This is a genomic window from Mycobacterium sp. URHD0025 (assembly GCF_000426065.1).
Taxonomy (GTDB): domain Bacteria; phylum Actinomycetota; class Actinomycetes; order Mycobacteriales; family Mycobacteriaceae; genus Mycobacterium.
In genome coordinates this window covers 160,234-184,602 of the sequence record NZ_KE384491.1, presented here as the reverse complement: position 1 = coordinate 184,602, position 24,369 = coordinate 160,234, and the positions used below count along the sequence as shown (strand labels likewise).

The following is a 24,369-nucleotide window of genomic DNA, read 5'->3' as shown; positions in this document are numbered from 1 at the left end:
GATCCTGAACCGATGACAGTCGCCGTGACGTCGGAAAAGCTCGGCAAGGACGCCAAACGGCAGCACCCCGTGGACCAGGTGCTGCCGCTGCCCGCACTGGTCACCTACGGCTTCCAGCATGTCGTGGCTTTCTATGCGGGCGCGGTGCTGGTGCCGATTCTGATCGCCAGCGCCATCGGCCTGCCCAACGATGACCTGGTCAAGCTGATCACCGCGGATTTGTTCACCTGCGGGATCGCCTCGATCATCCAGGCGGTCGGGATCTGGAAGATCGGCATCCGGCTGCCGCTGTTGCAGGGCGTCACATTCACCGGAGTGGCGCCGATCATCGCGATCAGCCTCGCGCACGGCGGCGGTCCGGCCAGCTTGCTCTACGTCTATGGTGCTGTCATCGTGGCGGGCGTCTTCACGATCGTGATCGCCCCGATCTTCGTGAAGTTGTTGCGGTTCTTCCCGCCGGTGGTCACCGGCACGCTGATCACCATCATCGGGTTGTGTCTGGTCCCGGTGGGTGCCGGGGACGCCGTCACCAACCCGCACACCGGTCAGCACGATCCGGCGAACCTGCGCTGGCTGCTGTACGCACTCGGCACCATCGTGGTCATCGCGGCCATCCAACGGCTGCTGCGCGGTTTCCTGGCCACCATCGCGGTACTGCTCGGCCTGGTTGTCGGCTGCGCGGTGGCATTTGCGTTGGGCGACATGAATTTTGACAAAGTCGGCGCCGCTCCGGTCGTCGGCTTCACCGAGCCGTTCCTGTTCGGGCTTCCCAAGTTCGACCTGGTGGCGTGTCTGACCATGATCATCGTGCTGCTCATCACCGCGGTGGAGTCCACCGGCAGTGCCTACGCCACCGGTGAGATCGTGGGCAAGCGCATCAAGGCCTCCGACATCGGCAATGCGCTGCGTGCCGACGGGGTGGCCACCACGATCGGCGGCATCTTCAACTCGTTTCCCTACACGGCCTTCTCGGAGAATGTCGGGCTGGTCCGGCTCACCGGGGTGAAGAGTCGCTGGGTGGTCGCGGCGGCGGGCGTCATCATGATCCTGCTCGGCTTCCTGCCCAAGGTTGCCGCGGTGGTGTCCTCGATTCCGCAGCCGGTACTCGGCGGTGCGGCGCTGACGCTGTTCGCCACCGTGGCCGTGGTGGGCATCCAGACTCTGGGCAAGGTCGACTTCACCGACCACCGCAACCTGATCATCGTGGCCACAAGCTTGGCGCTTGCGTTCTGGGTGACCGCCTATCCTCAAGTGGCACAGGCCCTTCCGGTAGGAGTCGACCTACTTTTCGGCAGCGGCATCAGTATCGGCGCTGTCGCCGCGATCGTGCTCAACGTGGTGTTCTTCCATATGCCGTTCCTGCCGGGCGGGCAGAGTCCACGGGTGGCCGGCGGCGGAACGATTACCTTGGACGAAGTGAACGCAATGGACAAGCAGCGCTTCACCGAGGCGTTCGGCGGTGTGGTGCAAAACGTTCCGTGGGCCGTCGAGCGGGCTTTCGAGCAGCGCCCCTTCGTCGACGTGCGGGCGTTGCGTGAGGCGTTCCAGGACGCCCTGCTCACCGGTTCGTCCGAACAGCAGCTCGAACTCATCCGGGCGTTTCCGGATCTCGGTGCCGAGGACGACGGGGGACATGTGCTGGCCGTCGACCATGTCGCGCTGTCGAGCCTCGACGACGACGACCACAACGATGTCGTCCAGCTGGCCACCGCCTACCGCGAGCATTTCGGCTTTCCGCTGGTGATCTGCGCCCGCGAGACCGAACATTTCGACCGGGTGCTGCAGAACGGTTGGTCGCGCATCGACAATTCGCCCCCAGCCGAGACGGCGTTCGCACTGATCGAGATCGCCAAGATTGCCAACCACCGGTTCGAAGATCTGGTGGCCGATGCCAATCCGATTGCCTCCGCTCGGTTTGGGCGGCTGCGCGAGCTGACGTAATGCCCAATCCCACCGCATTCGGACTGGCGGAGTTCAACCGGCTGTCTGAACGGCAGCGCATGCACATGCTGTTCGAGGTGTGCTCGTCGCCGATCTGGGCCCGCCGGGTACTGGCGGGTGGGCCGTTCCGCGACACCGAGGCAGTGCTGGACCGTGCCGACCGGGTCCTCGCCGAGTTGCCCGACACCGAGATCGACGCGGCCCTGGACGGCCATCCGCGCATCGGCGGACGAGTGGATAACGCATCGTCGGCACGAGAGCAGGCCGGCATGACGACTGCCGGTGATGATGTGCGTGCCGAACTCGCCGCGAAAAACCATGCTTACGAAGACAGGTTCGGTTACGTGTATCTGGTGTGCGCCAGCGGACGATCGGCCGGTGAGCTGCTGGACATTCTCACCGAGCGGCTGGACAACGATCCGGAGACCGAGCGGCGGGTGATGCGCAACGAACTCGCGAAGATAAACAGATTGCGGTTGCAGCGATTGCTGGCCGAACGTGAGGAGGAGTGATGACGCACGTCAGCACGCATGTGCTGGACGCGGTCAGCGGGCGTCCGGCCGCTGGGTTGCCGGTGTCGCTGGCCGATGCCGCCGGTGTCGTGCTCGCTGATGCGAACACCGACGCCGACGGGAGGGTCGGCGAGCTCTTCGCCGGCGAGATGGCAGGGGTCTACAGACTGCGTTTCGACACGGCGGGGTATTTCGCGGAGAAGGGGCTCACCGCGTTCTACCCCGAGGTCGTCATCGCCTTCGAGGTAACCGAAACCGGCGACACCACAGCCAGATACCACGTGCCCTTGCTGCTGTCGCCATACGCCTATTCGACGTACCGAGGGAGTTGAAGACGTGTCCGACATCATTCTGGGCAAACACCAGTACGGCAAGGCTGAGAACCGGGTGGTGCGAATCTACCGCGATTCTCCGCGTCACGAGATTCGCGATGTCAACGTATCTACCTGTTTACGAGGCGATTTCAGCGACGCCCATCTCATCGGTGACCAGTCGGCCGTGCTTCCCACCGACACCCAGAAACAAACCGCCTACGCGTACGCCAAAGAAAAGGGACTGACCGCGATCGAGGAGTACGGACTGGCGTTGGCCCGGCACTTCGTCGCCGACGTTGTCCCGGTACAGGCGGCGCGCATCGAGATCGACGAATACGCCTGGGAGCGTGCGGTTGTCGATGGTGCAGAGCACGACCACACTTGGGTGCGCAGCGGGCAGGAGGTGCGCACCGCCGCCGTCACCGTGGACGGCGCGGGCGAGTGGGTGATCGGTGGATTGAAGGATCTGGTGCTGCTGAAGTCCACGGGCTCGGAGTTCGCCGGCTTCCTCAGCGACGAGTACACGCTGCTCGAACCCACGCACGACCGGGTGATGGCCACCTCGTTGGTGGCGCAGTGGCGGTTTACCGCCACCACGGGAATCCCGTGGAACGAGGTGTACGCGGGCGTCAAGGCACTGTTGGTGAAGCGATTCGCCGTGGTGCATTCGCGGGCTTTACAGCAGACGCTCTACGAGATGGGCAAAGCCGTGCTCGAGCACTATCCGGTGCTCACCGAGGTCCGGCTGTCGGCGCCCAACAAGCACCATTTCGTCTACGACCTGGCGCCGTTCGGCCTGGAGAACAACAACGAGGTGTTCAACGCCGACGACCGTCCCTACGGACTGATCCAGGCCACCGTCACCCGCGACGACGCGCCGCCTGCCGGATCCGCATGGGACCTGCAGCAGGGCTGGTTGGGCTGACGGATGCCGGCGCTGGTTGTCGAGGGAGCCGCTATCGCGACGGTCGATGCCGCCGACCGCGAGTATCGAGACGGCCATATCGTCGTCGAGAACGGGATCATCACGGCGGTCGGCGAGGGTGCGGCGCCCGACCTTCCTGGTGCCGAAACCGTCGACGCAGCGGGGTGCCTCGCAACGCCGGGTCTGGTCAACACCCATCACCACCTCTACCAGTGGATCACCCGCGGCTATGCCCAGGACGGCACGCTGTTCGAGTGGCTGACCGAGCTATACCCTGTGTGGGGCCGGCTGGACGCCGAACTCGAGTTCGCCGCCGCCAGTGCGGCGCTGGGCATGCTGGCGCTGACCGGCTGCACGACGACGATGGACCATCACTACGTCTTCCCGCGGGGCGGGGGAGACATGCTGGGCGCGGAAATAGCTGCGGCACAGCGCGTCGGCCTCCGGTTTCACCCCACTCGGGGCTCTATGGACCTCGGTGCGTCGTCGGGCGGTCTGCCACCCGATCACGTGGTAGAGGACATCGACACAATTCTCGCGTCCTGTCAGGATGCGGTCAGCAGATATCACGATCCCGGTTTCGGTTCGATGTTGCGGATCGCATTGGCGCCGTGCTCACCGTTCTCGGTGACCGCGGAGTTGATGCGGCAGTCCGCCCTGCTTGCCCGTGAGCTCGGGGTACGGCTGCACACCCACCTGGCGGAGACCGCCGACGAGGACGACTACTGCCGGCAGCACTTCGGCATGCGGCCGGTCGACTACGTCGACTCGCTCGGGTGGCTGGGTGACGACGTGTGGCTGGCGCACTGCGTCCACTTGGACGCCGGTGACATCGGCAAGCTCGCCGCCACGTCGACGGGAGTGGCGCACTGCCCGAGTTCCAACGGGCGGCTGGGCTCGGGTATCGCGGCGATCCCCGAACTGCTGACCGCAGGGGTTCCGGTCGGTCTGGGTGTCGACGGTGTCGCGTCGAACGAGAACGGTGGGCTGGCCACCGAACTGCGGGAGGCGATGCTGGCGGCGAGGTTTCGGCGCGGGCCCCGCGCCCTGACCGCGCGCCAGGTGCTGCAGATGGCCACCATGGGTGGAGCCCGTTGCCTGGGGCGCGCTCAAGAGCTGGGGTCCCTGGAGGTCGGCAAGGTGGCCGATATCGCGCTGTGGCAGCTCGACGGGCTCGGCCACGCCGACATCGATGACCCGGTGTGCGCGTTGGTGTTCGGGCCTGCCGCACCGGTGCGTCTTTTGCTGGTGGGAGGTGAGCCGGTGGTCGTCGACGGTCAGTTGCAGACCGCCGACGTCACCGTCCTGGCACGCGAGGCCCGGCATGCTGCCCGGGTGTTGCGCGGGCGAGCCGGGTGAGTCAGCCCGCGAAATTCGCAGAGATACGTTGCTGCAGATACTCTTTCGCGCTTATATCCGGATACTTGCGGCGCGGTCCTGAGATCGTGGTTTCGCTGTTGGCTTGCGCGAAGAAGGCGATGCTGTAACGCGCCCCCCGGTGCTCATCGGGCCTCGGGCTTCGCACCCGATGAAAGTTCGATGGCAACAGGTCGTCGCTCCAACGCATCAGCATGTCGCCGATGTTGCATGTGATCGCCTCGTCGGAGGGCTCGATCGACGTCCATTGCTGCGCTTCTTGCTCCTTGCCCGGGCAGACCTGCAATCCGCCCTGCCCGTTGCGCTGGAACAGCAAGGTGAGGCAGTCGAAGTCGGTATGTGCTCCGGCTCGCCACATTCCGGTCAGGTCGGCGTCGGCGGGTAGTGGGAAGTAGTGCAATAACCGCAGAGTGCTCTGGTAGGTAGCGGACGCAGGGTCGTGTGCCCGGGTGAAGAAGTCGCGGTCGAAACCGAGCTTGTCGGCGAACAACGACAGCAGATCCATCGCCACCGTCCAGCACCGATGCTCGAAATCCAGCATGGTCGACCGAAATCCGGCCAACTCGTCCTCGGTCGGCCACAGCCCGTCCATGTCCGAGAGGGTGATCTGATAGGACTCCTTCTGGTCGGGGGTGCCGACCGAGGGCCGGATCTGAGTCAGGCTCTCCCAGCCTGAGTTGAACCGCTTGGGCCGGCGCGACTTGACCTCCGCCGGGAGCGCGAAGAAGGCCTCCGCCGCATCGAACACGCGCCGCACTGCATCGATGTCGATGCCGTGGTCGACAATCTGGAAGAAGCCGATATCGGTTGCGGCCGACCAGAGCTCGTCGGCAACCTGGGCCCGGCGTGAGCCCAGTCCGGCCAGTGAGATGCGGCGTATCTCGCGGTCGCGTTCGGTGCCCACGTGGCCCATCCGGCGTTCGCGGTTCAGTTCGGTCAGATCGTAGGTCATGCTTTCTCTTTCGAATCGATCGGCAGGGTCAGGAGATCTTGATGGATGGGTCGACGAATCGGTTGGTGAAGAGTTGCTCGTTCGTCGTGGCCGGCGGCACCCGATTGCCGGTCTCTGCCAGCACCGTACGAAGGTCGTCGAGATTGCGCTGGGTCCGAGTCTCGTCATAGACCCCGAATGTGCCGGCCAGTGAACCGTGATCCTCGTTGGCGAACAGGCCCTTCTGGGAGAGCAATGTGGCGCTGTAGTCGGCCTCGGCCTTCGTGTACGGCGAGTATGTACTGTCCTGCTCGACGATGTCGACGATCGTGTCGTTGACTCGTTCGGGGGAGGCGGCATAGTCGACACCAGCCCGCTGGATGATCGGTACCAGCTTCTCCAGACATGGTGCCAGCTGGTCCACCTTGTCCGCCCGCACCACCATGTTGGATGCGTAGATGTCGTAACCCGCATCCTTTATCAGGCCGTAGGACACCGGTTTGTTCCACGCCGGGGTGTCGTGTTGATAGGTGAAGGGCTCGGAGTTGGCGAAGCCCTGCTGCGCGATCTGCGGGTCGCCGACGAACCGCGACGGTGCGCCGTCGTAATTGGTGTCGATCTGGTCGGCCTTCAGCAGGCCTTTACCGACCATCCACTGTGGAAAAATCTGGTCCTTCGACACCACGACCGTGGCGTCGGACTTGCCGATGTCGGTGACTGTCCGCCAATCCGGATGGCTGTTCGGATCCCACATGAGAATTGCCGGGCTGTACTTCAACAGAGGCGTCACGCCAACCATCGGCTGTTTGGCGGCCGCCGCGACCAGTTGATCGCCGTGCACGACGCCGAGCATCGATGAGTCGTCCACGTAGAGCTGTGAGGTGACCGACTGGAAGCCTATCGCGGGGCCACCCGACTTCAACGTGAGTTTCACGCCGGTGTCTTTGCCGCCTGCGACCAGCGGACCGGTGACCGATTTCGCAGACGTGTCAACGTGATACCCGGATCCGAGCATCGCGAAGAGGGCACCCATATCGGACTGCGGCTGCCACTGCAGTTGAATTCCGACGTCGTGGGGGCACACGTCGGCCAGGCTCTGGTTCTCGGGCGCGGGGTCGAGCGATGTGGCCTGGTCGGCTTCTGGTGATCCGTACGCACAGCCCGACAGGACCAGAGCGGTGGCGGCGACGGCGGCCGTGCAGAGACTGCGAAGCAATGAGATTGAGGACCCGGGGGACTGCGAGAGATGGGGGAACTGCACGGTTCTCCTTGCTGACTGGTTGAGTGGTCTGGGATGTAGCGACGATGTGCCGGCCAGGTTCACTGGCCGTGATTACATGCAGTCGTCTCGTCGATTACGTTCCTGTTACCTGTCTCCAGATCGCCGAATCGGAATCGAAATGACCTGGAATCGAGGTAGTTTGGCGGAGTTGCTTACGTTCCTGTAACCGAGGGCAATCACCACGTCATACATGTAATCGATGCTGAATCGCGACAGCCAACCCCTGTTACATGCACCGAGACGTTTGGGAGTGCCGATGGACCTGGCCGATCGCATGCGCGATGGGAATCCGCGCCGGCTGACTGAGAACCCCCGCATCGTGTTCGACGAGGTCGTCAAGTCCTTCGCGAACGGCACGGTGGCGGTCGAACACGTCGACCTCGGGGTCGAGAAGGGTGATTTCGTCGCAGTGGTCGGACCGTCGGGTTGCGGTAAGTCGACGCTCTTGCGGATGGCGGCCGGTCTCGAACCGCCGACGTCCGGTTCGGTCGTCCTGGACACCGACTCGGTGGGTTTCATCTTCCAGGAGCCGACGCTGTTGCCCTGGCGTACGGTGCGGGCAAACGTCGAGTTGTGCGCCGAACTCGGCGACATGAGCAAGGCTCAGACCAAACAGCGTGCGGCCGAAGCGATTTCCGCAGTGGGGTTGGCGCAGTTCGCCGATCAGCTGCCGAATGCCCTGTCCGGTGGCATGAAGATGCGGGCATCGTTGGCGCGCGCTCTCACGCTCTCTCCGGAAGTGATGCTGCTCGACGAGCCGTTCGGCGCACTCGATGAGATGACACGATTGGACATGCAAGTCGAGTTGCAGCGGCTCTATACCGAACGCGGCTTCACCGCTGTGTTGGTCACTCACTCGGTGTCAGAAGCGGTGTACCTGGCCAATCGCGTGGTGGTGATGACGCCTCGGCCCGGCCGCATCGCCCGCATCGCGGATGTGGATTTCCGCTACCCGCGCACTCCGGATCTTCGTTTCGATGCCAGGTTCACCGACTACGTCGCAGAGGTTTCGGCGACCCTGCACGGGTGCATGTCATGACCACGGCGGGTATGACAGTTGGGGCGGTGCCGCGGCGCGGAGTACACGGACAGACCTCGGCGACAACAACAGTCAGACGCAAGAGCGCGCGCGCCGGCCATTTTGCGGGCGTGGTGGGATACCCGCTGCTGTCGTTGGGGATCGCTCTGGGTTTGTGGTCGGCGGTCAGTTATTGGGTGCTGCCACCACAACGACGGTTTCTGCTGCCACCGCCGGCTGACGTGCTGCGCAACTCACTGATGGATTGGAACCATCTGCGCCCGATGCTCGCTGCGCTGTCGGTGACGGCACAGGTGACACTGGTCGGCTTCCTGGTCGCGGTGGTGGTCGGTGTCGGCACCGGAGTGCTGATGAGCCAAGCACGATGGATCGAACGCACCGTCTATCCGTACGCGGTTGTGATCCAGGTGATTCCGATCCTGGCCATCGTGCCGCTGATCGGGCTGTGGTTCGGCTACGGCATGGCAGCTCGCACACTGGTATGTGTGTTGATCGCGGTGTTCCCGATCATCACCAACACACATTTCGGCCTCCGTTCGGTGGACCGCGGAATGCAGGAACTGTTCACGCTGTCGGGCGCATCGCGATGGGACAGACTGGTCAAACTTGAGCTGCGATCGGCCCTTCCGTCCATTCTGACGGGCATCACCACGGCCGCCGGGCTCGTCGTGGTCGGAGCGATCATCGGTGACATGTTCTTCGCCAAGGGCCAGGCGGGCATCGGCACTTTGCTCGACGTTTATCGCGGCCGGCTGCAGTCCGATGACCTCATTGCCGCGATCGTGCTCGCATCGCTGTTCGGCGTGCTCGTCTTCGGCGCCATGCGCGTCGTCACGCTGGCGGCGGTCGGGAGTTGGCATGAGTCCGGGCGGCGGAACCGATGAGCGCTTGCGCGAACAGCATCCGGCAATACCGAAGGGAGAATTCGTAGATGAGCACACCGGTGTTCAATGTTCCGGTTATCGATGTCGCGCCGTATGTGCGCGGCGGTGACGCACGATCCGACGTCGACTGCGCCCGGGTGGCGCGCGATCTCGACGCTGCCTGCTGTGAACCCGGATTCATGCAGATCGTCGGCCACGGTATCGACGGGCATGTGCTGGATGGGCTTGCCGCAGCGCTCGACGAGTTCTTCGCGCTTCCGCTGGCGGACAAGTCCCAGTATCGCCGTGAGCCGGCGGCGAATCGCGGCTACTCCCCACCCAAGAGCGAATCGCTGAGCATGAGCCTGGGAATAGCGAATGCGAATGAGATGAAGGACTACTACGAGGCCTTCACGGTGGGTACCGAGGCGTCCTGGTTCCCGGAGCTGGGATTGCCGGAAAACGGCTACGCTCACAACAACTGGCCCATCGGAGCGCCGGACTTTCGGGCAGGTGTCGAACGGTACTTCACCGCGGCGCAACACTTGGCCCGAATCATGCTGCGGGCATTCACCGACGCACTCGGCTTGGTACCTGGTTACTTCGACTCGATGACCGACCATTCCATCGAGGTGCTGAAGATGAACAACTTCGCGCTGCCCGAGGGCGACATCGAGATCAGCGGTGAGCTCACCGGGATGGGTGCCCATTCTGACTTCGGCATCCTCACCGTGCTGTGGGCCGACCAGGTTCCGGGTCTGCAGGTTCTGGGACGCGACGGAGTGTGGCATGACGTCGCGCCAGCGGACGGCGCGTTGTTGATCAATCTGGGTGACGCGATGGCGCGGTGGACCAATGACCGCTGGATGTCGACGGTCCACCGGGTAGACCCGCCGATACGCAACGGCCGCATTCAGCGGCGTCGTTCGGCAGCGTTCTTCTTCGACGGCAACCACGATGCCGTGGTCGAACCTCTGCCCGGCGCTCTCGCCGACGGTGTGCCCGGCTACGAGCCGATCACCATCGCGGACCATATCGCGATGAAGGTCGCGGGCCTGCGCGCCGGGGTGGCACCGCGCGGCGATTTGCGTGAGGCAGCGCGAGTCTCGGCGGCCAAGGGGAGCGCGTGACCACGAGTGAACGGGCGCTGCTCAATGACTCCGTGCACGACGCGCTGCAGGAGATGATCTTCAGCGGTGCCCTGGCACCGGGCAGTCCGCTGAGTGTCCCGGCGCTGGCGGCCCGGCTCAACGTCAGCCGCACACCGGTACGGGAGGCGGTGCAGCAGCTGATCTACGAGGGGTTGGCCGACCACACCCGCAACGCCGGAGCGCGGGTGGCGGCACTGGATGCCGACGCGGTCAGGGCGGTGTTCGATGTTCGTGAGGTCCTCGACGGCCTCGCGGCACACGGCGCCACCCTGCTGGCCACCCATGCCACGGTGGAACAGCTGCGTAAGATGCTGCGGGTGCAGCGGGATCTCCTCGACGAACCCGCCGATCAGCACCGCGACGCCGCGCTGGACCTGCAGTTCCACACCCTGATCCGGGAGACGTCGCGAAACCGCGCCCTGTGTGACGCGTTGAAGCGCCTCGACGGTCAGGCTCACCTTTTCCGGTCCGACATGTGGAGCAGCGAGCTGAATCGCCAACTGGCAGTGCATGAACATGACCGCATCGTGTCCGCCATCGAAGCGGGGGACGCCGACGCGGCGCGGGCCGCTGCTTGCGCGCACGTCGCCGGTCTCTACGTACGTACCCGCCGGTCATGACGGCGGTGATCGACTCGATGGTGAAACATCAGCTGCCGCAGAAGATTTCAAAAATCGCCGGTGCGCGGCTGGCTGACGGTTCCCTCGTCGACGTCGAGCTGGGACCCGAAGGCGATCACGTTGTCGTGACGAGCGTGAGACCCGCTGCCGAGCCCGGCCCGCCTGCTGATGGGACGCTGAATCTACGCGGATATGTATTGATCACTGCGGCCGCCGAACCGCACGCTCATCTCGACAAGGCGCTGTCCTGGGATGTGCTGCGTCCGGCACTGGGCGATCTGCCGGGTGCCATCGCGGCGTGGAAGGAGGGCTCGGCGCGATTCGACGAGGACTCGTTTCGGGAACGGGCGGCCAGCGCCGCGCTCGCCTTGGTGCGCAACGGAACCACAGCGGTACGCACTCATGTAGATGTGCTGCCCAGCGGTGATCCCCTGCGTGGCATCCGGGCGGTGGCGGCGGTGCGTGAGCAGCTTCGTGACCTGATCGACATCGAGATCGTCGCTCTGATCAAGGACTATTCGGCCGTCGAGTTGTTGCATGGTGCACTCGATGCCGGCGCTGACCTGGTCGGCGGCTCACCGCACAGCACTGCCGACCCGGTGGCAGAGCTCAACCGGCTTCTCGACGTCGCCGAGGAGCGTTGCGTCGGTACGGATTTGCACACCGACGAATTCCTGGTCGGCGATCACCACACTATTGCCGACTACGCGGCACGAGTGCGCAGCTGGCCGAAGAATCGCATCCGTACGGCCAGTCATTGCACCCGTCTGGGCACGCTACCCCGAAGCGAACTCGATGAGCTCGTTCCACAGATCGCGGACGCCGGGCTGGGAGTGGTGACCAACCCGATCACGAACCTCTACCTGCAGGGTCGTGACCATCAGGTGGCCACGCCGCGCGGGATCACCGCAATCGAGCCACTGCGCCGCGCAGGCATTCCCGTCGCTGCCGGAGCCGACAACGTCCGTGATCCGTTTAACCCGCTTGGCCGCAGCGATGCGCTGGAGACCGCGGCACTGACCGTCATCGCGGGCCACGTCCCTCCCGATGTCGCCGTCGAGATGGTCACCGACGAGGCGCGTCGGGTAATGGGACTGCCACCGGCCGGGCCCCGGGTCGGGGCCCGGGCCGAACTGTTGGCAGTGCGTGGTGTGAGCTTGCTCGACGTCCTCGCCAACGCGCCCGCGGATCGGTTGGTGATCCATCACGGTGCAGTCGTCTCGGTCAGCGAAACCACGACATGGACGGCGCAGGTCGAGAGAAACCGGTGACCGCCAGGGCCGGAGACCGGTGCCAGTTCCTCAGTCCGTCAGACCCAGCAGCGCGTTCTCGATCACCTCGGGCAGTGCCGGGTGAATCCAGTACTGGCCCCGGGCGATCTCCTCGGCGGTCTGCCCGAAGCTCATCGCCTGGATCAGCGGCTGGATGATCGAGGATGCCTGATAGCCCATGATGTGTGCGCCCAGGATCTTGCCGGTGTCACGGTCGGCGATCAGTTTGGCGATGCCGGTGGTGTCCTCCATCGCCCAGCCGTATGCGGTGTCGCCGTAGGCCTGCACCTTGGTGACGTAGTCGTAACCCTCGTCGCGGGCCTGTGCCTCGGTCAGTCCGACCATGGCGATCTGCGGTTCGGTGAACACCGCCGAGGGCACGAACCGGTGATCGCTGCGCACCATCGTCTCGGTGGCATCCCAGTCGTGCAGCAGGTTCTCCTTGACCACGCGTGATTCGTGGTTGGCCACATGTTTGAGCTGATACTCCGAGGACACGTCACCGAGTGCGAAAATGCCACGCGCCGTAGTGCGTTGGTAGCCGTCGACGATGACCAGGCCGTCCTCGTCGACCTCCACCCCGGCCAGTTCGGCGTCGAGCAGATCACCGTTGGGAACGCGGCCGGTGGCCACCAGCAGCATGTCGGCGGGAATTGTCTTGCCGTCGTCGAGTTCCAGCACGATGCGGTCGCCGTCGTGGTGCGAGCCGATCACGTTCTCGTGCGTCCGCAGATCCCACTTCTCGGCGGCCAGCACGCTGAACCGGTGGCAGATCGTCTCGTCGCAATGACTGAGAACGCAGTCACCACGCACCACGATGGTCACCCGCACGCCCAATGCCGAGAACACATGGGCGAATTCGGCAGCGACGAACCCGCCGCCGACGATCACCAGGTGTTCGGGCAGTTCGGGGATCCGCATGATGTCGTCGCTGGTGTAGTACGTGACACCGCAGTCCACGATGGCCGGCGGGACGTAGGCGCGGGATCCGGCCGCGATGACCACCTGATCGCTGCTGAATTCGTCGCCCGCCTCGGTGCGCAGCGTGTAGCGCCCGTCAGCGGTCTTCGGGCCGAACCGGGTGTGGCTGGCGTAGACCGTGATGTGCGGGTCGTTGCGGCGGTAGTCTGCCCCGCCGGCTGCGATCGGGTCGATGCGACCGAACACCCGCGAGACGATATCGGGCCAGCGCACCTTGTCGACGTGGGAATCGACGCCGTACCGGGCGGCGTCGGTCACCGTGCTCGCGACATCGGCGGCGTAGACGAACATCTTGGTGGGTATGCAGCCGACGTTCAGGCAGGTGCCGCCGAACGTGCCCTGCTCGCAGATCGCCACCTTCTTGCCGGCGTAGCGCTCGTCGAGAATGCTGTTGCCCGAGCCCGTGCCGATGATCGTCAGGTCGTAATGCTCCATGTGCGCTCCCTATCCGGAAGGTGTTGTGCTCGGCAGGCTTTGCAGGCTCAGGTAGAAATCGAGCCAGCGGTCGAGCTCGCGGTAGGCCGCCGCCCGGGCGTCGGCCGTCGACAGGAAGACGTCGTGCTTGGCATCGGTGATCGGGGCCACCGTGGTGTGGTTACCCACGCAACCGGACCATCGCGCGATCTGACGGACGTCGAGCACGGCATCGCCGCGCTGCATCGCTGCCGGATCGGACGATTCGGTGACACTGCGGTCCGAACGCAGGATCAGATTCGGTACGCCGACGTCCAGCCCTCGATGCAGCCGCGCCTGCCCGCGACGGATGGCGTTGATCCAGCCGAGGGTGATGGGGAAGCCGCCCAACGGTTTCCAATCGAGGTTGTAGTCGAACTCGCCGTCGTAGTCGCGGTGCAGCGTGGTGCCGTAGCCGCCTTCGGTGGGTTTACGGATCACCGACAGCTTGCGCAGCCGGGACAGGGCGATCAGAGCGGCCGACGTGGGTGCGGTGCGCAGGACGGCCGGCCCGTGCAGATCGAAGAAGGGGCTGTTGAGGACCAACCCGCCGACGTGGTGGGCGGCCAGCCTTCCGCTGCGGCGCAATCGGTCGGCGAACAAGGTGAGAATCAGCCCGCCCGCCGAATGCCCGTACAGACACACCCTGGCGTTGCCGGTGTCGGCGGCGATGGCGGCCAGGGCACGCTCCAGTTCGGTGTCGTAGCGCGCCAGATCGGTGGTGAAATGCGGGGTCTGTCCCTCGTGGCGGGAGCGTCCGCACTTGGGTAGATCCAGCGCGTAGAACGCGAACCCGCGGTCGGCGAAGCGATCCGCGAGCTCGGTGTGGAAGAAGTAATCCGTGTAGCCGTGCAAAGCCAGCACGGCGTGGGCCTGAGGCGCCCCTTCGCCGTCGGCACCGCGGCGCACCAGAGTGGCGACCAGGTTGCCCTCGCCGTCGGGATCGGGCCCTGCGTCAATGGTCTGCTGCCAGTACCCCGGCAATACATCCGGCTCCCATGCGGGCTCCCGTGACGTCACGGCTCCACCCTAGCCGCGCGCCGAAACTCAGAGCCGCAACGAGTGCTGGAATTCGGCGGTCCCCGTCATGGCCACGGCGCACCGCCCAGAGGCCGACTTTTTCCGTCGAGGCGCGCACCCGAAAGATGTGGACACTGTCTCCGTTTGGCGGGGGCAATCCGGGGGAATCGATACAGATGCCCCCCGGGGCACCTCGTCGACGGGTTGCGGGTGACGGACAGCACTACCATGCCCGGCCAACTGCGATTCGTCGCGCGATAACCTGGGCATAACAGCAAGCCGTCGACGTCGACGGGCAGCGCGATACGAAGGACGAGCGATCAGGGTGTCTGAGGCAAACGTGGGTACGACCGTGAAGACAGACGTCGTGCTGGTTGGCGCCGGCATCATGAGCGCCACCCTGGGCGCCCTGATCCGGCTGCTGGAGCCAGACTGGTCCATCACCATGATCGAGCGGCTCGACGGTGCCGCGGCCGAGAGCAGTGACCCGTGGAACAACGCGGGCACCGGTCACTCGGCGCTGTGTGAGCTGAACTACACCCCCGAGCTGTCCGATGGCACGATCGACACCGCCAAGGCCATCAACGTCAACGAGCAGTTCCAGGTGTCGCGCCAGTTTTGGGCCTACGCGGCCGAGAACGGCGTGCTGCCCGACGTGCGCGGCTTCCTCAACCCGATCCCGCACGTCAGTTTCGTGCACGGCGCCGCCAACGTCGACTACCTCAAGCGTCGCCACCAGGCGCTCGTCGGCAATCCGCTGTTCGCCTCCATGGAATTCATCGACGACAAGGACGAATTCGCCCGCCGCCTGCCGTTCATGGCGGCCAAGCGGGACTTCTCCGATCCGGTCGGGCTGAACTGGTCGCAAAACGGCACTGACGTCGACTTCGGCGCGCTCTCTCGCCAGTTGATCGGCTTCACCGCGCAGCGCGGTATGGAGACACTGTTCGGCCACGAGGTACGCAACCTGCGCAAGGAATCGGACGGCACCTGGACGCTCAAGGTGACCAACCGGCGGACCGGACTCAAGCGCAAGTTCAACGCCAAGTTCGTGTTCGTCGGGGCCGGTGGCGGTGCGCTGCCGTTGCTGCAGAAGTCCGGCATCCCGGAGGCCAAGGGCTTCGGCGGATTCCCGGTGGGCGGCGCATTCCTGCGGACCAACAACCAGGCGCTGACGGCAGGCCACCAGGCCAAGGTGTACGGGCTCCCGCCGTTGGGCGCCCCGCCGATGTCGGTGCCGCACCTGGACACCCGCGTGATCAACGGCAAATCCTGGCTGCTGTTCGGTCCGTTCGCGGGCTGGACACCGAAGTTCCTCAAGCAGGGCAAGTTCACCGACCTGCCGTTGTCGGTCAAGCCCAACAACATCATGTCCATGCTCGGCGTCGGCGTCACCGAGATGGGCCTGGTCAACTACCTGGTCGGCCAGCTGCTGCTCAGTGAAGCCGCGCGGGTCGACACGTTGCGCGAATTCGCGCCCAGCGCAGTCGATTCCGATTGGGAGCTGGACATCGCCGGCCAGCGTGTGCAGGTGATCCGCCGCAAGGGCGCCGGTGGTGTGCTCGAGTTCGGTACCACCGTGCTCACGGCGGCCGACGGCAGCATTGCCGGCCTGTTGGGCGCCTCGCCCGGCGCGTCCACCGCGGTGCCCGCCATGCTCGACGTGCTGGAGCGCTGCTTCACCGATCGGTACCAGAGCTGGCTGCCCAAGCTGAAGGAGATGGTGCCGTCGCTGGGCACCAAGTTGTCCGACGAGCCGGGCTTGTTCGAGGAGGTCTGGGCGTGGGGTAGTAAGGCGCTCCTACTGGACGCCCCTGTGACTGCGTGACCGGGGCGGGCGCATGACGGTCGCACTACGCCGCAGCTGGGCCAAAGACCTCGACGTACCAACGCTTTACGAGCTGCTCAAGCTGCGTGTCGAGGTGTTCGTGGTCGAGCAGGCGACTCCATATCCGGAGCTCGACGGCCGCGACCTGCTCGCCGAGACCCGCCACTTCTGGTTGGAAAGCCCCGATGGGGAAGTCATTTCGACGTTGCGGCTGATGGAGGAGCACCCCGGCGGTGAGAAGGCGTTCCGGATCGGCAGGGTGTGTACCAAACGCAGCGCCCGGGGGAGCGGACACACCACCCGGCTCATGCAGGCCGCGCTGGCCGAGGTCGGCGACTACCCGTGTCACATCAATGCCCAGACCTACCTGATCGATATGTACGGCCGGCACGGATTCGTGCGCGACGGCGACGAATTCCTTGATGACGGGATCCCGCATGTGCCGATGGTGCGCCCTGGAGTCGATGTGACGCGAGAGCGAGTCTGATGACGGCGGAGACCTATACCTACCCCTTCAGCGCACTGGTGGGGCAGGACCGGCTGCGGCTGGCCTTGCTGCTGTGCGCGGTCCACCCGGAGATCGGCGGCGTGCTGATCCGCGGTGAGAAGGGGACGGCGAAATCGACGGCGGTACGCGGCTTGGCCGCGGTGCTGACCGCGGTCGACGACGATGCCCGCTTGGTCGAACTGCCGATCGGGGCGACCGAGGACCGGGTGGTCGGTTCACTGGACCTGCAGAAGGTGCTCCGAGACGGCGAACACGCCTTCTCTCCGGGTCTGCTGGCCCGCGCCCACGGTGGTGTGCTCTACGTCGACGAGGTCAACCTGTTGCACGACCATCTGGTCGACGTACTGCTCGATGCGGCCGCCATGGGCCGGGTGCATGTTGAGCGCGAGGGGATTTCGCACTCGCACGAGTCCCGGTTCGTCCTGATCGGCACCATGAACCCCGAGGAAGGCGAATTGCGTCCGCAGCTGCTCGACCGATTCGGGCTGACGGTGGACGTGGCTGCCTCCCGCGATGTCGACGTACGCGTCGAGGTGATCCGGGCCCGCATGGCCTACGAGGCCGACCCGCAGGCGTTCGTCGATCGCCATGCGGCCGCCGACGCCGAGCTGGCCGGCCGTATCACCGCGGCCCGGGCAGCGATCGGCTCGGTGGTACTGCCCGACATCGAATTGCGCCGGATCGCCGCCCTGTGCGCGGCATTCGACGTCGACGGGATGCGGGCCGATCTGGTGGTCGCACGCACCGCTGTCGCTCATGCGGCCTGGCGCGGCGTCACCACGGTCGCCGAAGACGACATCCGGGTGGCGGCCGAACTGGCACTGCCGCACCGGCGGCGCCGTGATCCGTTCGACGATCCGGGGCTGGACCCCGAGCGTCTCGAAGAGGCCATGCAGCAGGCGGGGGAGTCCGCGGCGCAGTCTGAGCCGGAGACGGGATCCGAGCCCGATCCAGACTTCGATCCCGATTTCGACCCACCCGGTGGCGGGGCCGAAGCGAATTCGGAAAGCCAGGCCCCGCAGGGCAATTCGAAGCAATCCGCTACGCGTCCCAGTGCCCCGCCTGCCGCGGTGTTCCGGACCAGGGCGCTGGTGGTACCCGGTGTCGGGGAGGGCGCCCCAGGGCGTCGTTCACGGGCCCGCAACCGCACCGGCACGCCGATCGCGGCGACCGCCGAACCCGGCAGCGGGTACGGACTGCACATGTTCGCCACGCTGCTCGCCACCGTCGGTCGCCAACAGGGTGCGGGTCTTCCCCGGCCCCGGCCCGAGGACATCCGGCGTGCGGTTCGTGAAGGCCGCGAAGGCAATCTGGTGATCTTCGTCGTCGACGCCTCTGGCTCCATGGCGGCCCGCGACCGGATGTCGGCCGTCACCGGTGCGACGCTGTCGCTGCTGCGCGATGCTTACCAGCGCCGGGACAAGGTCGCGGTGATCACGTTCCGCAGGCAGGACGCCCAGGTGCTGCTTCCGCCCACCACGTCGGTGCACATCGCCGGCCGGCGGCTGGCTCGGTTCGACACCGGGGGCAAGACCCCGTTGGCCCAGGGCCTGATGGCGGCCCGCGATCTCGTCATCCGCGAGAAGGCCCGCGACCGCGCCCGGCGCAGCCTGGTGGTGGTCCTGACCGACGGCCGCGCCACCGGTGGCCCGGATCCGCTGGGCCGCACCAGGCAGGCCGCGGCCGCGTTGGTGGCCGAGGGTGCCGCCGCCGTGGTGGTCGACTGCGAAACATCGTTTGTGCGACTGGGATTGGCCGGACAACTGGCCGAACAGCTGGGGGCGCCGGCGGTACGGCTCGAGCAGCTGCGCGCGGCCGAGCTGACCCGGCTGGTCCAGCACCAGACCGCCGCTTGACCGGCCCGCAGAATCCGCGCAGGAAGGACCGCCCATGCCACAGGGACAGCCGCTGACCGTTCCCGACGACGGCCTGACCACCAAGGCCCGCCGCAACGCGCCGCTGCTCGCCGTGCACACCGGGCCGGGGAAGGGGAAGTCGACCGCGGCCTTCGGGATGGCGCTGCGGGCGTGGAACCAGGGCTTCTCGGTGGCGGTGTTCCAGTTCGTCAAGAGCGCGAAGTGGAAGGTCGGGGAGGAGGCCGTGTTCGGTCAGCTCGGTCGACTGCACGACGAGCACGGGGCCGGCGGACCGGTGGAGTGGCACAAGATGGGGTCGGGCTGGTCCTGGACCCGCAAGCACGGCAGTGACGTCGACCATGCGGCGGCCGCCGCCGACGGCTGGGCCGAGATCCGCCGCCGCCTGGCCGAGGAGCGCCACGACTTTTACGTGCTCGACGAGTTCACCTACCCGCTCAAGTGGGGCTGGGTCTCCGTAGACGAGGTTGTCGACGTGCTCAGCACGCGTCCCGGCACGCAGCACGTGGTGATCACCGGCCGCGACGCCCCGCAAGGCTTGATCGACGCCGCGGATCTGGTGACGGAGATGACCAAGATCAAGCACCCGATGGATGCCGGCCGCAAAGGCCAGAAGGGCATCGAATGGTAGGCGGGGCGTGGTGAGCGCGGTGCGCGGGTGACCACTCCGGCGGTGGTGATCGCCGCACCGGCCTCGGGCAGCGGGAAGACCACGGTGGCAACGGGTCTCATCGGTGCACTGCGCCAGGCCGGTCATGCGGTGGCGCCGTTCAAGGTCGGGCCGGACTTCATCGACCCCGGCTACCACGCCCTGGCCGCGGGCCGTCCGGGCCGCAACCTCGACCCGGTACTCGTCGGTGAGGATCTGATCGGTCCGCTCTACCGGCACGGCTGCACCGGCGCCGACATCGCGGTCGTCGAGGGCGTCATGGGCCTGTTCGACGGTCGGATCGAGGGGCAGATGACCGGTATCCCGCGGGGTTCGGCGGCCCAGGTCGCCGGTCTGCTGGGGGCTCCGGTGGTATTGGTGGTCGACGCCCGCGGGCAGAGCCACAGCATCGCCGCGCTGCTACACGGGTTCGTCACGTTCGACCCCTCGGTGCGGATCGCCGGGGTGATCCTCAACCGGGTGGGTTCGGACCGGCACGAGGCGGTGTTGCGCCAAGCCTGTGAGCATGCCGGGGTCGCGGTATTCGGCTCGATCCCGCGGGCCGATGAATTGTCTGTTCCCTCACGGCATCTCGGGCTCATCACCGCGGTCGAACACGGCCGTCAGGCGCGCGATGCGGTGGCTGCCATGACCGCGCTGGTGGCCCGTCACGTCGACCTGAACGCCGTTGTCGCCGCATCGTCTGCCCACGTGACCGCCGAGCCGTGGAGTCCGGCGGCGGAGTCGGTGACCAATGTCACGGTCGCCCTCGCGGCGGGCAAGGCGTTCAGCTTCAGCTACGCCGAGCACGCCGAACTGTTGCGTGGGGCCGGCGCGCAGGTGGCGGAGTTCGACCCGCTGACCGGCGCACTGCCCGCCGGTGTGGACGCGCTGGTGCTGCCCGGCGGGTTCCCCGAACAGTTCACCGCCGAACTGTCGGCCAACGACATTGTGCGCCAGCAGATCAGGGACCTGGCCGCCCGCGGCGCCCCCGTGCATGCCGAGTGCGCCGGTCTGACCTATCTGGTCGACGACCTCGACGGGGTACCGATGTGCGGTGTGGTGGCCGGCTCGGCACGGTTCACCGAGCGCCTGACCCTGGGGTACCGCGACGCGGTCGCCGTCGTCGACTCGTGCCTGCATGCCGCCGGTGACCGCGTCACGGGACATGAATTCCACCGAACCGCAGTGGAATTCGCCGGCGACGTGCCACCTGCGTGGGCCTTCGCCGGCCCCGGACAGGCGGTTCGGCGCGACGGCACGGTCCGGGGCGGCGTGCACGCCGGGTACCTGCACACCCACCCTGCGGCGCATCCCGCGGCGATCACCCGGTTCGTCACGACAGCGGCACGAACTAAGCTCGGCGGGTGACTTCGGAGAATGCCTACCTCGTCGGCCTGCGGTTGTCCGGCAAGAAGGTCGTCGTCGTCGGTGGCGGGACCGTCGCGCAACGCCGGCTGCCCCTGCTGATCGCCCACGGTGCCGACGTGCACGTGATCGCCCGGGCGGCGAGCCCCGCGGTCGAGGCGCTGTCGCACGACGAACCGGGGATCACGCTGCAACTGCGCGACTTCCGGGCCGGCGATCTCGACGGCGCCTGGTATGTGCTCGCGGCGACCGACGACTCCGAGGTCAATGCCGCCATCGCGGCCGAAGCCGACGAACGGCGGATCTTCTGTGTCCGGGCCGACGTGGCTCGCGAGGGCTCCGCGGTGACCCCCGCGACATTCGACTCCGACGGTCTCTCGGTGGGTGTCCTCGCGGGCGGTGAGCATCGCCGCTCGGCTGCCATCCGCACCGCCATCCACGAAGCGCTGCAGCGCGGTCTGCTCACCGCCGATTCCGGTGAAGAGCCGGGCGAGGCACCCAAGGGTGTGGCCCTCGTCGGTGGCGGTCCGGGCGACCCCGAGCTGATCACCGTGCGGGGACGGCGCCTGCTGGCGCGCGCCGATGTCGTCGTCGCCGACCGGCTGGCACCCCAGGAGCTGTTGGCCGAACTCGGACCCCATGTCGAGGTGATCGACGCGGCCAAGATCCCTTATGGCCGGGCGATGGCGCAGGAGGCGATCAACCAGCTCCTTGTCGACCGGGCCCGCGCCGGAAAGTTCGTGGTCCGCCTCAAGGGCGGCGATCCGTTCGTCTTCGCCCGCGGTTATGAAGAGGTTCTGGCCTGCACCGAGGCCGGTATCCCGGTCACCGTCGTCCCGGGTGTGACCAGCGCCATATCGGTACCGGCGCTGGCCGGGGTTCCGGTCACCCACCGGGGCATGACCCATGAGTTCGTGGTGGTGAGCGGCCATGTCGCGCCCGGTCACCCCGAATCGTTAGTCAATTGGAATGCGCTGGCCGCGATGACCGGCACGATCGTGCTGCTGATGGCGGTCGAACGCATCGAGCTGTTCACCAAGGTGCTGCTGGATGGTGGCCGACCTGCGGATACGCCGGTGCTGGTGGTGCAACACGGCACGACCGTCGCGCAGCGCACCATGCGGGCCACCCTGGCCGACGCCCCCGAGAGGATTCGTGCGGACGGCATTCGACCTCCGGCGATCATCGTGATCGGACCCGTGGCAGCCTTCGCCGGTTAAAGGATTCTTAAGATTCCGGTAAGGTGGCGCGGTATGACGGCACTCAACGACGCCGAGCGCCAGGGCCTCGCTGCCCGCCTCCCGTCCTGGTTCCCGTCCTGGGGCTTCCTTTCCGCAGTCATCGCGATCGGCGGTATGCAACTGCTGGCCACGATGGACAGCACGGTCGCGATCGTGGCACTGCCGAGGATCCAGGACGAGTTGGGCCTTTCCGACGCCGGGCGCAGCTGGGTGATCACCGCGTACGTCCTCACCTTCGGCGGCTTGATGCTGCTGGGCGGGCGGCTCGGCGACACGATCGGGCGCAAACGGACCTTCATCGTCGGCGTCGCGTTGTTCACCATCGCCTCGATCCTGTGCGGCATCGCCTGGAACGAGACGACCCTGGTCACTGCCCGGCTGTTGCAGGGCGTCGGCGCCGCCATCGCATCTCCGACAGGTTTGGCGCTGGTCGCCACCACATTCCCCAAGGGGCCGGCACGTAACGCCGCCACCGCGGTGTTCGGCGCCATGACCGCCATCGGCTCGGTGATGGGCCTGGTGGTCGGCGGCGCCCTCACCGAGGTGTCCTGGCGGTTGGCGTTCCTGGTCAACGTGCCGATCGGCCTGGTGATGCTCTACCTGGCCCGCACCGCGCTGCGCGAGACCAACCGCGAGCGGATGAAGCTCGACGCGGCCGGCGCCATGCTGGCGACCCTGGCCTGCACGGCCGCGGTGTTCGCCTTCACCCAGGGGCCCGAGAGCGGCTGGTTGGCGCCGATCACGCTGGGCTCAGGTGCTGCCGCGGCGGTCTTCGGCATCGCCTTCCTCATAGCCGAACGCAGCGCCGAGAACCCGGTGGTGCCGTTCGACCTGTTCCACGAGCGCAACCGGGTCGCCACGTTCGCGGCGATCTTCCTGGCCGGCGGCGTGCTGTTCACCCTCACCGTGCTGATCGGCCTCTACGTGCAGGACATCCTCGGTTACAGCGCCCTGCACGCCGGCGTGGGCTTCATCCCCTTCGTGATCGGCATGGGCATCGGCCTGGGGACCTCGTCGCAGGTCGTGCGGTTCTTCCAGCCGCGCATCGTGGTCATCGCGGGCGGCGTCCTGGTGCTGGGCGCGATGCTCTACGGCTCGACGCTGCACGCCGGCATCCCTTATTTCCCGAACCTGGTACTTCCGATCACCGTCGGCGGCATCGGCATCGGCATGATCGTGGTGCCGCTGACCCTCGCGGCGATCGCCGGAGTCGGCTTCGACCGCATCGGCCCCGCCTCGGCCATCGCGCTGATGCTGCAGAACCTCGGCGGCCCGCTCGTGCTGGCCATCATCCAGGCGGTCATCACCTCGCGGACTCTGTTCCTCGGTGGGGTCACCGGCCCGGTGAAGGACATGAACGGTCCGCAACTGGCCGCACTCGACGCGGGCTATACCTACGGGCTGCTGTGGGTGGCCGCGGTCGCGGTCCTGGTCGGCGTCGCCGCGTTGTTCATCGGCTACACCTCCGAACAGGTGGCGCATGCCCAAGAGGTCAAGGACGCCATCGATGCGGGAGAGCTCGAGGTCGACTGACACCCCTGAGAGGTCGACACCGATGAATCGCCGGGAGATCTCCGAAGCCGTCGGCCCGCTGGGCTGGCGTCTGGTGTTGGGCGCGCTCTACACCGAGGTGCTCTCGCCTTCGATGGCCGATGCCGTTGCCGCGGCCTCTCATGCTGTGCACGCGGCCGGTTCCGATGCGTCCGGCCATCTTTCGATCGACATCCGGTCGGACCGGGCCATACTGCGTCTGCGCACTCAGGACGCCCATGCGGTGACCGAGCGGGACCTGGCGCTGGCCGCCGCGGTGTCACAGGTGTTGGCGGCGCATGGCTTCGAACTGTCTACCGGGCCGGGTGCCATCCAGGCATTCGAGATCGCGATCGACGCGCTCGACATCGGCGCCATACGCCCCTTCTGGAAGGCCGCCACAGGATATGTCGACGAGCCGGGCAACCTCGACCTCAATGCCGGACTCGTCGATCCGTTCGGCCGCGGCCCCGCCATCTGGTTCCAGCAGATGGATGCGCCCCGCTCGCAACGCAATCGGATCCACCTCGACATCGATGTCACCCACGATGCGGCGCAGGCCCGCGTCGACGCGGCACTGGCCGCCGGCGGCAGATTGGTCAGTGACCGGGTGGCGCCACGCTTCTGGGTGCTCGCCGACGCGGAGGGCAACGAGGCCTGCATCTGTACCTGGCAGGGCCGTGACTGAAGA

The 24,369-nt window shown here is 66.5% G+C and carries 22 protein-coding genes; 18 read left to right on the top strand and 4 right to left on the bottom strand.

What is annotated here, in order from left to right:
- Positions 1 to 12 precede the first annotated feature (12 nt).
- From H977_RS0129305 to H977_RS0129285, 5 genes are read left to right on the top strand one after another with little or no spacing between them, the layout of a single operon-like run.
- Positions 13 to 1,941: a solute carrier family 23 protein gene (locus H977_RS0129305; RefSeq protein WP_029111191.1), complete on the top strand. Its 1,929-nt coding sequence runs from the start codon at positions 13 to 15 to the stop codon at positions 1,939 to 1,941.
- Positions 1,941 to 2,453, top strand: a complete 513-nt coding sequence (uraD, locus tag H977_RS0129300; protein WP_029111190.1) for a 2-oxo-4-hydroxy-4-carboxy-5-ureidoimidazoline decarboxylase — start codon at positions 1,941 to 1,943, stop codon at positions 2,451 to 2,453. The genes H977_RS0129305 and uraD overlap by 1 nt, the downstream gene beginning before the upstream one ends.
- On the top strand, positions 2,453 to 2,785 hold the full coding sequence (uraH, locus tag H977_RS0129295) for a hydroxyisourate hydrolase (protein WP_029111189.1): 333 nt from the start codon (positions 2,453 to 2,455) through the stop codon (positions 2,783 to 2,785). The genes uraD and uraH overlap by 1 nt, the downstream gene beginning before the upstream one ends.
- Positions 2,786 to 2,789: 4 nt before the next feature.
- Positions 2,790 to 3,692, top strand: a complete 903-nt coding sequence (pucL, locus tag H977_RS0129290; protein WP_029111188.1) for a factor-independent urate hydroxylase — start codon at positions 2,790 to 2,792, stop codon at positions 3,690 to 3,692.
- A 3-nt stretch (positions 3,693 to 3,695) separates the two neighbouring features.
- Positions 3,696 to 5,051, top strand: coding sequence for an 8-oxoguanine deaminase (locus H977_RS0129285; RefSeq protein WP_029111187.1), 1,356 nt, complete (start codon positions 3,696 to 3,698; stop codon positions 5,049 to 5,051).
- A gap of 1 nt (position 5,052) precedes the next feature.
- Here the strand turns inward: H977_RS0129285 and H977_RS0129280 are convergent, their stop codons facing one another.
- Both H977_RS0129280 and H977_RS0129275 read right to left on the bottom strand, forming a co-directional pair.
- Entirely contained in the window at positions 5,053 to 6,021 is a 969-nt protein-coding gene (locus H977_RS0129280) for an isopenicillin N synthase family dioxygenase (protein WP_029111186.1), read from the bottom strand.
- 28 nt (positions 6,022 to 6,049) lie between these two features.
- On the bottom strand, positions 6,050 to 7,174 hold the full coding sequence (locus H977_RS0129275) for a nitrate ABC transporter substrate-binding protein (RefSeq protein WP_231396112.1): 1,125 nt from the start codon (positions 7,172 to 7,174) through the stop codon (positions 6,050 to 6,052).
- Positions 7,175 to 7,538: 364 nt separating this feature from the next.
- Between H977_RS0129275 and H977_RS0129270 the strand changes: the two genes are divergently transcribed.
- Genes H977_RS0129270 through H977_RS0129250 form a run of 5 tightly spaced genes read left to right on the top strand, consistent with a single transcriptional unit; the run spans position 7,539 to position 12,226 of the window.
- Positions 7,539 to 8,321 (top strand): ABC transporter ATP-binding protein, encoded by a 783-nt coding sequence (locus tag H977_RS0129270; RefSeq protein WP_029111184.1) that lies wholly within the window; start codon positions 7,539 to 7,541, stop codon positions 8,319 to 8,321.
- A complete protein-coding gene (locus H977_RS34195; protein ID WP_231396090.1) occupies positions 8,318 to 9,205 on the top strand; it encodes an ABC transporter permease in 888 nt (295 codons plus the stop codon). Before H977_RS0129270 ends, H977_RS34195 begins: the two co-directional genes overlap by 4 nt.
- Before the next feature lie 47 nt (positions 9,206 to 9,252).
- Positions 9,253 to 10,314, top strand: a complete 1,062-nt coding sequence (locus H977_RS0129260) for an isopenicillin N synthase family dioxygenase (protein ID WP_081681902.1) — start codon at positions 9,253 to 9,255, stop codon at positions 10,312 to 10,314.
- Positions 10,311 to 10,955: a GntR family transcriptional regulator gene (locus H977_RS0129255; protein ID WP_029111182.1), complete on the top strand. Its 645-nt coding sequence runs from the start codon at positions 10,311 to 10,313 to the stop codon at positions 10,953 to 10,955. Before H977_RS0129260 ends, H977_RS0129255 begins: the two co-directional genes overlap by 4 nt.
- Positions 10,952 to 12,226, top strand: a complete 1,275-nt coding sequence (locus tag H977_RS0129250; protein ID WP_231396089.1) for an amidohydrolase family protein — start codon at positions 10,952 to 10,954, stop codon at positions 12,224 to 12,226. Before H977_RS0129255 ends, H977_RS0129250 begins: the two co-directional genes overlap by 4 nt.
- A gap of 30 nt (positions 12,227 to 12,256) precedes the next feature.
- On the opposite strand, the gene mtr is transcribed toward H977_RS0129250, so the two are convergent.
- Positions 12,257 to 13,642: a mycothione reductase gene (gene mtr / locus H977_RS0129245; protein WP_029111180.1), complete on the bottom strand. Its 1,386-nt coding sequence runs from the start codon at positions 13,640 to 13,642 to the stop codon at positions 12,257 to 12,259.
- 9 nt (positions 13,643 to 13,651) lie between these two features.
- Entirely contained in the window at positions 13,652 to 14,680 is a 1,029-nt protein-coding gene (locus H977_RS0129240; RefSeq protein WP_029111179.1) for an alpha/beta hydrolase, read from the bottom strand.
- Positions 14,681 to 15,068: 388 nt separating this feature from the next.
- Between H977_RS0129240 and mqo the strand changes: the two genes are divergently transcribed.
- The 8 genes from mqo to H977_RS0129200 are packed head-to-tail and all read left to right on the top strand — an operon-like array spanning position 15,069 to position 24,366.
- A complete protein-coding gene (gene mqo, locus H977_RS0129235) occupies positions 15,069 to 16,508 on the top strand; it encodes a malate dehydrogenase (quinone) (RefSeq protein WP_502691238.1) in 1,440 nt (479 codons plus the stop codon).
- A gap of 13 nt (positions 16,509 to 16,521) precedes the next feature.
- The gene (locus H977_RS0129230; RefSeq protein ID WP_029111177.1) at positions 16,522 to 16,995 is read left to right on the top strand and encodes a GNAT family N-acetyltransferase; all 474 of its coding nucleotides are present in this window, start codon (positions 16,522 to 16,524) and stop codon (positions 16,993 to 16,995) included.
- The gene (locus H977_RS0129225) at positions 16,995 to 18,872 is read left to right on the top strand and encodes a magnesium chelatase subunit D family protein (RefSeq protein WP_029111176.1); all 1,878 of its coding nucleotides are present in this window, start codon (positions 16,995 to 16,997) and stop codon (positions 18,870 to 18,872) included. The genes H977_RS0129230 and H977_RS0129225 overlap by 1 nt, the downstream gene beginning before the upstream one ends.
- Positions 18,873 to 18,906: 34 nt before the next feature.
- Positions 18,907 to 19,521 carry a cob(I)yrinic acid a,c-diamide adenosyltransferase gene (cobO, locus tag H977_RS0129220; protein ID WP_029111175.1) on the top strand — a complete coding sequence of 205 codons (615 nt, stop codon included), beginning with the start codon at positions 18,907 to 18,909 and terminating at the stop codon, positions 19,519 to 19,521.
- Positions 19,522 to 19,548: 27 nt separating this feature from the next.
- The gene (locus H977_RS0129215) at positions 19,549 to 20,910 is read left to right on the top strand and encodes a cobyrinic acid a,c-diamide synthase CobB (protein WP_029111174.1); all 1,362 of its coding nucleotides are present in this window, start codon (positions 19,549 to 19,551) and stop codon (positions 20,908 to 20,910) included.
- Positions 20,907 to 22,127 carry a uroporphyrinogen-III C-methyltransferase gene (cobA, locus tag H977_RS0129210; protein ID WP_029111173.1) on the top strand — a complete coding sequence of 407 codons (1,221 nt, stop codon included), beginning with the start codon at positions 20,907 to 20,909 and terminating at the stop codon, positions 22,125 to 22,127. Before H977_RS0129215 ends, cobA begins: the two co-directional genes overlap by 4 nt.
- 33 nt (positions 22,128 to 22,160) lie before the next feature.
- On the top strand, positions 22,161 to 23,681 hold the full coding sequence (locus H977_RS0129205; RefSeq protein WP_029111172.1) for an MFS transporter: 1,521 nt from the start codon (positions 22,161 to 22,163) through the stop codon (positions 23,679 to 23,681).
- Between the two features lie 22 nt (positions 23,682 to 23,703).
- Complete coding sequence (locus H977_RS0129200; RefSeq protein ID WP_029111171.1) at positions 23,704 to 24,366, top strand: 4a-hydroxytetrahydrobiopterin dehydratase family protein; 663 nt, start codon at positions 23,704 to 23,706, stop codon at positions 24,364 to 24,366.
- Positions 24,367 to 24,369: the final 3 nt, after the last annotated feature.

Bases quoted from the DNA above. Each gene is read 5' to 3' on its own strand.
- H977_RS0129305 (WP_029111191.1), top strand. From the start codon at position 13: ATGACAGTCGCCGTGACGTCGGAAAAGCTCGGCAAGGACGCCAAACGG.
- uraD (WP_029111190.1), top strand. From the start codon at position 1,941: ATGCCCAATCCCACCGCATTCGGACTGGCGGAGTTCAACCGGCTGTCT.
- uraH (WP_029111189.1), top strand. From the start codon at position 2,453: ATGACGCACGTCAGCACGCATGTGCTGGACGCGGTCAGCGGGCGTCCG.
- H977_RS0129285 (WP_029111187.1), top strand. From the start codon at position 3,696: ATGCCGGCGCTGGTTGTCGAGGGAGCCGCTATCGCGACGGTCGATGCC.
- H977_RS0129280 (WP_029111186.1), bottom strand. From the start codon at position 6,021: ATGACCTACGATCTGACCGAACTGAACCGCGAACGCCGGATGGGCCAC.
- H977_RS0129270 (WP_029111184.1), top strand. From the start codon at position 7,539: ATGGACCTGGCCGATCGCATGCGCGATGGGAATCCGCGCCGGCTGACT.
- H977_RS34195 (WP_231396090.1), top strand. From the start codon at position 8,318: ATGACCACGGCGGGTATGACAGTTGGGGCGGTGCCGCGGCGCGGAGTA.
- H977_RS0129260 (WP_081681902.1), top strand. From the start codon at position 9,253: ATGAGCACACCGGTGTTCAATGTTCCGGTTATCGATGTCGCGCCGTAT.
- H977_RS0129250 (WP_231396089.1), top strand. From the start codon at position 10,952: ATGACGGCGGTGATCGACTCGATGGTGAAACATCAGCTGCCGCAGAAG.
- mtr (WP_029111180.1), bottom strand. From the start codon at position 13,642: ATGGAGCATTACGACCTGACGATCATCGGCACGGGCTCGGGCAACAGC.
- mqo (WP_502691238.1), top strand. From the start codon at position 15,069: ATGAGCGCCACCCTGGGCGCCCTGATCCGGCTGCTGGAGCCAGACTGG.
- H977_RS0129230 (WP_029111177.1), top strand. From the start codon at position 16,522: ATGACGGTCGCACTACGCCGCAGCTGGGCCAAAGACCTCGACGTACCA.
- H977_RS0129225 (WP_029111176.1), top strand. From the start codon at position 16,995: ATGACGGCGGAGACCTATACCTACCCCTTCAGCGCACTGGTGGGGCAG.
- cobO (WP_029111175.1), top strand. From the start codon at position 18,907: ATGCCACAGGGACAGCCGCTGACCGTTCCCGACGACGGCCTGACCACC.
- H977_RS0129205 (WP_029111172.1), top strand. From the start codon at position 22,161: ATGACGGCACTCAACGACGCCGAGCGCCAGGGCCTCGCTGCCCGCCTC.
- H977_RS0129200 (WP_029111171.1), top strand. From the start codon at position 23,704: ATGAATCGCCGGGAGATCTCCGAAGCCGTCGGCCCGCTGGGCTGGCGT.